8 protein-coding genes are annotated in these 8,308 nt (G+C 71.1%); 5 read left to right on the forward strand and 3 right to left on the reverse strand.

Annotated features, from left to right (window positions below):
* The coding region (locus tag AC1D1T_RS27310; RefSeq protein ID WP_477827128.1) for a bifunctional transcriptional activator/DNA repair enzyme AdaA at nucleotides 1-754 on the reverse strand (754 nt) is incomplete at its 3' end.
* 136 nt (nucleotides 755-890) lie between these two features.
* Between AC1D1T_RS27310 and AC1D1T_RS27315 the strand changes: the two genes are divergently transcribed.
* From AC1D1T_RS27315 to AC1D1T_RS27325, 3 genes are read left to right on the forward strand one after another with little or no spacing between them, the layout of a single operon-like run.
* Entirely contained in the window at nucleotides 891-2,282 is a 1,392-nt protein-coding gene (locus tag AC1D1T_RS27315; protein WP_477992856.1) for a phosphomannomutase/phosphoglucomutase, read from the forward strand.
* Nucleotides 2,279-3,271, forward strand: coding sequence for a lipopolysaccharide heptosyltransferase I (gene waaC / locus AC1D1T_RS27320; RefSeq protein ID WP_477843697.1), 993 nt, complete (start codon nucleotides 2,279-2,281; stop codon nucleotides 3,269-3,271). The genes AC1D1T_RS27315 and waaC overlap by 4 nt, the downstream gene beginning before the upstream one ends.
* A gap of 8 nt (nucleotides 3,272-3,279) precedes the next feature.
* On the forward strand, nucleotides 3,280-4,617 hold the full coding sequence (locus tag AC1D1T_RS27325; protein ID WP_477827130.1) for a 3-deoxy-D-manno-octulosonic acid transferase: 1,338 nt from the start codon (nucleotides 3,280-3,282) through the stop codon (nucleotides 4,615-4,617).
* 212 nt (nucleotides 4,618-4,829) lie between these two features.
* On the opposite strand, the gene AC1D1T_RS27330 is transcribed toward AC1D1T_RS27325, so the two are convergent.
* On the reverse strand, nucleotides 4,830-5,276 hold the full coding sequence (locus AC1D1T_RS27330) for a helix-turn-helix domain-containing protein (RefSeq protein ID WP_477840300.1): 447 nt from the start codon (nucleotides 5,274-5,276) through the stop codon (nucleotides 4,830-4,832).
* A 78-nt stretch (nucleotides 5,277-5,354) separates the two neighbouring features.
* On the opposite strand from AC1D1T_RS27330, the gene AC1D1T_RS27335 reads away from it, so the two are divergent.
* Together AC1D1T_RS27335 and AC1D1T_RS27340 are read left to right on the forward strand one after the other, a co-directional pair.
* The gene (locus AC1D1T_RS27335) at nucleotides 5,355-6,128 is read left to right on the forward strand and encodes an alpha/beta fold hydrolase (RefSeq protein WP_477840302.1); all 774 of its coding nucleotides are present in this window, start codon (nucleotides 5,355-5,357) and stop codon (nucleotides 6,126-6,128) included.
* Nucleotides 6,129-6,194: 66 nt separating this feature from the next.
* Nucleotides 6,195-7,643: an HD domain-containing phosphohydrolase gene (locus AC1D1T_RS27340; RefSeq protein WP_477840304.1), complete on the forward strand. Its 1,449-nt coding sequence runs from the start codon at nucleotides 6,195-6,197 to the stop codon at nucleotides 7,641-7,643.
* Here AC1D1T_RS27340 and AC1D1T_RS27345 read toward each other — a convergent pair.
* On the reverse strand, nucleotides 7,644-8,308 hold a 665-nt coding region (locus AC1D1T_RS27345), incomplete at its 5' end, for a hypothetical protein (RefSeq protein WP_477992857.1).

An 8,308-nucleotide genomic window follows, 5' to 3' on the forward strand; every position in this document is an offset into this window, starting at 1 on the left:
CCTCGGGGCCGAGCACGCCGGCGCGCACGCTGCGGCGCACGCGGGCGGCTTCCACCGCCTCGGCGCCCGGTATCGCGCGGGCGGTCAGGAAGCGCAGCATCGCCGCCGTGTCGTACGGGGAGCGGAAACCGAGCGAGACGGTCACGCCGTCGTCCGGCGACACCGACTCGCCGGCTGCATCGCCGCGCAGTCGCGTCGGGCTCATGCGGTAGCTGTCGGCGAAGGCCGCGTTGAAGCGCCGCAGGCTGCGAAAGCCGCTGGCCAGCGCGACCTGCGCGATCGGCAGCCGCGTGTCGGTCAGCAACTGCTTGGCCAGCAGCAGGCGGCGCGTCTGCACGTACTGCAGCGGCGTCACGCCATGCTCGGCCGCGAAGATGCGGCGCAGGTGGCGGTCGCTGACGCCCAGGTGCGCGGCCAGCGCGGCGATCGACGGCGTTTCTTCCTCGGCCGCGGCGTGGTCGAGCCAGTGCGCCGCCTGGCGGGCCAGCGTGCGCGATGCGTCCATCACCGTCCACGCCAGCCCCGGCCCCGGCGCCACTTCAGGTCGGCACTTCATGCACGGGCGGAAGCGGGCTGCCTCGGCCTGGGCCGGCGTGTCGAAGAACACGCAGTTCTCGCGGCGCGGCGTGCGCACGCGGCAAATCGGTCGGCAATAAATGCCGGTCGACGTGACGCCGACGAACCAGCGGCCGTCGAAGCGGGCGTCGCGGGCCTTGATGGCCAGATAGGCGGCATCGGAGTCGAAGGTAGGCATGGCGTGATCATCGCACCCTCGCGCCGCATGACTCGCCGTTTTCGGACATGTCGCGGGCCGGGCTGCGAGCCCGCGCTGGCCCGAAGGCTGCATGTCAGACGCTATCTACAATCCGCCACTCTCCAGGAGAAACCGAATGCAAGTGACTGCGTCCAACTTCAAGGCCTATGACATCCGCGGCATCGTCGGCAAGACGATCGACGAAGCGTTCGCGGAGCACCTGGGCCGCGCCTTCGGCAGCGAGGCACTGAAGGCGGGTGAGAAGGCCGTGGCCGTGGGCCGCGACGGCCGCCTGTCGGGGCCGGGCCTCGTCGCCGCGCTGATCCGCGGCCTCGCGTCGACCGGGCTCGACGTCGTCGACATCGGCGCCGTGACGACGCCGATGCTCTACTACGTGGCCGCCACGCGCGGCAAGCACGGCTGCAACAGCGGCATCCAGGTGACCGGCAGCCACAACCCGAAGGACTACAACGGCTTCAAGATGGTGCTGGCCGGCCGCGCGATCTACGGCGACGAGATCCAGGCGCTGCGCATCCGCATGGAATCGGAGCACTACACCGTGGCCACCGGCCGCACCGGCACGATGGACGTGCTGGCCGAGTACAGCGCCCGCATCGTCGCCGACTGCAAGCTGAGCCGCCCGATGAAGATCGTCGTCGACTCCGGCAACGGCATCCCCGGTGCGTCGGCGCCCGGCATCCTGCGCGCGCTCGGCTGCGAGGTGACCGAGCTGTACTCCGAGGTCGACGGCGATTTCCCGAACCACCACCCGGACCCGAGCAAGCCCGAGAACCTGGCCGACCTGATCCGCACCGTGAAGGAGACCGATGCCGAACTGGGCCTCGCGTTCGACGGCGACGGCGACCGGCTGGGCGTCGTCACCAAGGAAGGCAACATCATCTACCCGGATCGCCAGCTGATGCTGTTCGCGACCGACGTGCTGTCGCGCAACCCCGGCGGCACCATCATCTTCGACGTCAAGTGCACGCAGCGCCTCGCGCCGACGATCCGCGCCGCCGGCGGCAAGCCGCTGATGTGGAAGACCGGCCATTCGCTCGTGAAGGCGAAGATGAAGGAGCTGAAGGCGCCGCTGGCCGGCGAGATGAGCGGCCACATCTTCTTCGGCGAGCKCTGGTACGGCTTCGACGACGCCACCTACACCGCCGCGCGCCTGCTGGAGATCCTGTCGCGCAGCCGCAACCCGAGCCAGGTGCTGAACGCGCTGCCCACCAGCTTCAGCACGCCCGAGCTGAACGTGCCCTGCGCCGAAGGCGAGCCGAAGGTCGTCGTGCAGAAGCTGCTCGACGGCGCGCGCTTCCCCGGCGCGAAGGAGATCATCACGATCGACGGCCTGCGCGCCGAGTACGAAGACGGCTTCGGGCTGATCCGTTCGTCGAACACCACGCCGGTGCTGGTACTGCGCTTCGAAGGGCACACGCAGGAGGCGCTGCACCGCATCGAGGCCGACTTCATGGCCGCGCTGCGCGTGGCCAAGCCCGACGCGCAGATCGCCGCTGCCGCGCATTGACCCGCAGTGCCGTCTTCGTGCGCGTCCTGATCGTCAAGTTGTCGTCGCTCGGCGACGTGGTGCATGCGATGCCCGTCGTCCACGATATCCGGGCGGTCTACCGCAACGCGCATGTCGACTGGGTGGTCGAGCCGGGCTTCGCGCCGCTGGTGCGGCGCGTGCAGGGCGTGAGCGAGGTGATCGAATGCGCGCAGCGCCGTTGGCGGCGCGCCTGGTGGACGCGCACGGTGCGCGACGAATGGCGCGCCTTCCGCGCGCACCTGGCGCAGCACCGCTACGACGCGGTGCTCGACCTGCAGGGCCTGACCAAATCGGCCCTGGTGGCCCGCATGGCCGATGGCCCGAGCTTCGGCCTGGCGAACCGCACCGACGGTTCCAGCTTCGAGCGGCCGGCGCGCTGGCTGATCGACCAGCCGCTCGCGATGGAGCCGCACGTGCATGCGCTCGACCGCTCGCGCAAGCTGGCCGCGATGGCGCTGAACTACACGGTGCAGGGGTCGCCGCAATTCGGGCTGCGCTGCGATGCCCAGCCGCTGCCGAAACGCACGCTGGTGTTCGTGCACGGCACCTCGCGAGACGACAAGCTGTGGCCGGAGTCGCACTGGATCGATCTCGGCCGGCGTTTCATCGGCGCCGGCTGGCGCATCGCGCTGCCGCATGCCGGACCGGTGGAGCTCGCACGGGCAGAACGCCTGCAGCAGGCCTTCGGTGCCGAGGCCGAGGTGTGGCCGGCGATGTCGCTCGATGCGCTGGTCGACCGCATGGGCGCGACGCAGGGCGTGATCGGCGTCGACAGCGGGCTGAGCCACATCGCGGTCGCGCTCGGGCTGCCGCACGTGCAGCTGTACAACTTCCCGACCGCGTGGCGCACCGGCCCGCAGATCGGGCATGGCCACCGGCACCAGGTGTCGGTCGAGCGCGAGCCGACGCCGGAGGTCGACCTGGTGTGGGCCACCTGGCAGGTCGTGCGCGCCGCGTCGCGGGGATGACGGGCACCGTGGATCCCCTGCACGACGTCCCGGCCGCGACGTGGCGGCAGTCGCTCGCACGGCATGCCTATTCGCTGCTGCTGGCGTCGCTGAAGCCGGTGTACCTGCTGCGGCTGTGGCTGCGCGGCCGGGCCGAGCCGCTGTACCGGCACAAGGTGCTGGAGCGGCTGGGCGACTACCGCGAGCACCGCGACCTGCACGAGGGGCGCTGGCTCGGCGACGTGTGGGTGCATGCGGTCTCGCTCGGCGAGACGCGTGCTGCCGCGGCGCTGATCGATGCGCTGCGTGCCGAGCGGCCGGGCCTGCGGCTGCTGCTGACGCACAGCACGGCCACCGGCCGCGAAGCCGGCGAGGCGCTGCTGCGCGAGGGCGATGTGCAGGCCTGGCTGCCGTACGACACGCCGGGTGTCGTGCAGCGCTTCTTCGAGCAGTTCCGCCCGCGCGTGGGCGTGCTGATGGAGACCGAGATCTGGCCGAACCTGCTGCGGCGCGCGCAGGGCAGCGGCATCCCGATGGTGCTGGCGAATGCGCGGCTGAGCGAGAAGAGCCGGCGCCAGGGCGAGCGGCTGGCCGCGGTGCTGCGGCCGGCGGTCGAGGCGATCACGCTGGTGCTGGCGCAGACCGAGGCCGATGCGCAGCGGCTGCGCGATTCGGGCGCGCGCGAGGTCGTCGTCTGCGGCAACCTGAAGTTCGACATGGCGCCGGACGAGGCCTTGCTCGCGCGCGGCCGGGCGTGGCGCCATGCGCTCGCGCGGCCGGTGCTGCTGGGCGCGGTGATGCGCGAGGGCGAAGAGGCGATGCTGCTGGCCGAGTGGGCGAAGCGAGCGGCCGAGAACCGCCCGCTGCTGCTGATCGTGCCGCGGCATCCGCAGCGCTTCGACGAGGTCGCGGCGCTGGTGCAGGCGGCCGGGCTCACGCTCGCGCGGCGCAGCGGCTGGGGCGACACGCCGCCGGCCGAGGCCTGGCACGCCGACGTGTGGCTGGGCGATTCGATGCGCGAGATGGCGCTGTACTACGCGATGGCCGACGTGGCGCTGCTCGGCGGCAGCTTCGCGCCGCTGGGCGGGCAGAACCTCATCGAGGCGGCGGCCTGCGGTTGCCCGGTCGTGATGGGGCCGCACACCTTCAACTTCGCGCAGGCCGCGGAGCTGTCGCTGGCGGCGGGCGCGGCGCTGCGGGTGGCCGACATGGCCGCAGGCGTCGACACGGCCTGTGCCTTGCTCGACAGCCCGGAGCGCGAGCAGCGCGCCGCGCAGGCGAGGGCGTTCGCGGCGGCGCACCGCGGCGCGGCGCGGCGGATGACGGGCTATCTGCTGCGGTGGCTGCCGGTGAAGGCCGCCTCCTGAGCAAGACAGGTAAGAAACACCGTTCGCCCTGAGCCTGTCGAAGGGCCGGACTGAGCTTGTCGAAGGCCTTGCGCGCTTCGAATGCAACCCTTCGACACGGGCCCTCGACAAGCTCGGTCCCTGCTCAGGGCGAACGGGGTGAACTGCTTCTCGAGAGAGGTGGGCCATCGCTTCGTGGCACGAGGTCCCAGATATCGACAGATCGGGCTGTCTCAAGCCCACAGATCGCGCACGCAGTCGAGTTGCTCTGCCAACTCGCGCAGGCGCGCCCAGAGCTCGGTGCGGGGAACTCCTTCCTCGGCGTGGACCTGCTCGACGATGGACGCGAGCATTTGCACTGACGCTTCTTCGAGCAGTGCGTTCATCTGGGGCTCGAGGCGAGCCGGGATGTCGCCGTTCAGCAGGATGGCTTTCAGCTGTGTTCCACGCATGACGCGCCGGTAGCTGACGCTTGCTGAACGCGCAGCGATGTTGACGGGTGAGATCGATCGGACGCCGGTACCGCCGCGCTTCGGATGAGCGGGCGAGACCGTCAGCGACAGGCCCAAGGTGTTCAGCAGGCGCGCCGTCCGATGAAGACTCAGGTCCTTGAACGAGCCGTTCTCGATCTGGTTGATCGTCGCGCGTGACAGGCCGGCAAGCTTGGCCAGCCTCTGCATCGGATGATCGTCCGATGGTCCTCAGCTCTCGTTGAGAGGACAGTCCGTGCTCTGCCAATTCACCACCGGGAACACACCATGAACATCGTCAAGCTGGCCGCCCTCGGCCTCACCGCTTCCATCGTCGCTGCCTCGGCTGGCGCGGCCACCCCGGCCGCACCGGACAGCGCCAAGCCCAGCGTCGTGATCGTCCACGGCGCGTTCGCCGACGGCTCCGACTGGGCCAAGGTCGTGCCGCTGCTGCAGGCCAAGGGCCTGAACGTCGTCGCGGTGCAGAACCCGCTGAGCTCGCTGGCCGACGACGTCGCCGCCGCGAAGCGTGCGATCGATGCGCAGCCGGGCAAGGTCGTGCTGGTCGGCCATTCGTGGGGCGGCATGGTCATCACCGAAGCGGGCGACAACCCGAAGGTCGCCGGCCTGGTCTACGTGGCCGCCTTCGCACCGGACGCCGGCCAGTCGGTCGGCGATGTCGGCAAGGGCTTCGCGCCCGGCGCGGGCCTCGCCCACCTGAAGGCCGATGGCGGCGGCTTCCTGTCGCTGACGCAGGAAGGCATGAGCAAGCATTTCGCGCAGGACCTGCCCGCCGCCGCGACCGCGGTGATGACCGCGACGCAAGGCCCGATCCAGGCGAAGGCGTTAGAGCAGAAGGTGTCGGTCGCCGCGTGGAAGCAGAAGCCGTCGTGGTACCTGGTCGCCGACAACGACCACATGATCGTTCCGGAGCAGCAGCGCGCGATGGCCAAGGCGATCAACGCCAAGGTTTCGAGCGTCGCCAGCAGCCACGTGCCGCAGCAGTCGCAGCCGGCCCAGGTGGCGGCGGTGATCCTGGATGCGGTGCAGGCCGCCCGCTGATCGCGGCATGATGCGGGGCCTACCGCATGCGGCGGGCCCCCGTTCAATTCCAGAGTCCTTCGATCGATGTCCTCCCCATCCGCCGCGCTGCCCGACGCCCGCGTCACCGTCTTCGATGCCGTCAAGGCGCTCGCCTTCGTCGGCGATCTCAGCATGGGCCAGCCGGTCGACCACTCGGCGCGCACCGCGTGGATCGCGGCCCAGCTCGCGGCGGCACTCGGTCTCGAGGGCGACGCGAGCTCCCATGCCGCCTACGTCTCGCTGCTGCGCTGGTCGGGCTGCACCGCGAACGCGCCGGAGTTCTCCGAGCTGATGGGCGACGATGTCGGCGGCCGGCGCGCGATGCTCGCGGCCGGGCTGCCGGCGCACCTGGCCGGCTCGATGGCGCCGGTGGCGCAGATCCACTGCGAGGTGTCCGGCGACGTCGCGCGCACGCTGGGCATGCCGCAGGCGGTCGAGCTGCCGCTGCGCCGCATCTTCGAGCGCCCCGACGGCCACGGCCAGCCGAACGGCCTGCGCCCGCCCGACATCCCGGTCGAGGTGTTCATCGTCTCGGCCGCGAGCGACCTGGAGATCTTCAGCCGCGTCTACGACCTCGAGCGGGCGCTGAGCTACCTCGCGTCGCGCGCCGAGGCGGCCTACCCCGCCGAGGTGGTCGAGGCGGTGCGCCGCCATGCGGTCGACTGGCTGCATACGCTGGAGCAGGACCCGGCCTGCGTCGACACCGCGCCCGTCATCGGTACCGACACGACCTCGCTCGAACTGATCGCCGACGTGATCGACCTGAAGCTGCCGTGGCTGACCGGCTACTCGCGCCGTGTCGCGCTGGTGGCTGCCGACTGTGCCGAGCGCCTGGGCCTGCCGGCGCCGGCGCGCCAGCGGCTGTACCGTGCGGGCCTGGTGCACGGCATGGGCCGTGCGGCGGTACCGAACGCGCTGTGGGACCAGCCCGGCACGCCGAGCGAATCGGCGATGGAACGGCTGCGGCTGGTGCCCTACTGGACCGCGCGGGCCGCGCGCCGCATCGGCAACCTGGCCGCGGAGGCCGAGCTCGCCTCGCATGCCGACGAGCGGCTCGACGGCTCCGGCTTCTTCCGCGGCGTGTCGGGCACGGCGATCGGCCCCGAGGCCCGCGTGCTCGCGGTGGCGACGCAGGCGGTGATGCTGCAGACCGCGCGCCCGGGCCGTGCCGCGCTGTCGTTCGACGAGGCGCTCGCGCAACTGCAGCGCGATGCGCAGCGCGGGCTGTTCGATGCCGACGTGGTGGCCGCGTTGGGCGGCGCTTCCCGCGCCACTGCGCCGCCGCCAGGGGCGGAGCCCGCGGCGCTGCTGACCGGCCGCGAGGTCGAGGTGCTGCGCTGCATCAGCCTCGGCGAGAGCAACAAGGAAGCGGCCCGCACGCTCGGCATCAGCCCGAGCACCGTGCGGGCCCACCTCGAGAACATCTTCCGCAAGCTCGAGTGCACCACCCGGGCCGCCGCCACCCTGAAGGCGATGACGACCGGGCTGCTCTGATCAGCGGCCGCGGGTGGTGGCCTTCGCGAGCGATCGCGCGACCGCCTTCGCGGACTGCGGCTTCGCCGGCGGAAGACTGCCGAGCAGGCCGCCGTTGACGATCTCGACCACCAGCCCGCCCTCGGTGCCGCGCACGCGGCCGATCACCTGGCCGTTGCCGCTGATCGTCACGGTGCCGCTGCCGCTCAAGCTGCCGGGCTGCGTGCCGAAGTCGAGCTGGAAGAAGCCGTCGACCACGTAGTTCACGCCGCCGCGGCTGAACGCGAGCTGCGCGTACTCCTCGCGGATCAGCAGCGTCTGCACCGCGGGCTCCACGCCCTGCGTCACCGTGTGCATCAGTGCATTGCCGCCGGTGAAGGTCGACACCGACTGGGTCGCCACGTCGGTCACGGTCAGTCCGTTGGCCGGCAGGTAGCGCAGCTTCGTGGTCTCGGTCGTGCCGTTCAGGCTGCCGTCGAGCTCGACCTTCGCGTTGCCCTGCACGCGGTTCGTCTTCTCGTCACCGTTCATGTCGTCGGCCGTCACGCGGAAGTCGGTCACGGTCGACTGCGCCGAGCCGACACGGTGCGCCAGGTCCGCGAAGCTGTACGCGAGGCTGCTGCTGCCGGTGTACAGCGAGGTCGATTCGGTGCGGCAGGCATTGAACTGCGCGGCCAGCGTGTGGT

The sequence above is a fragment of the Rhizobacter sp. P2_H3 genome, assembly GCF_056403355.1.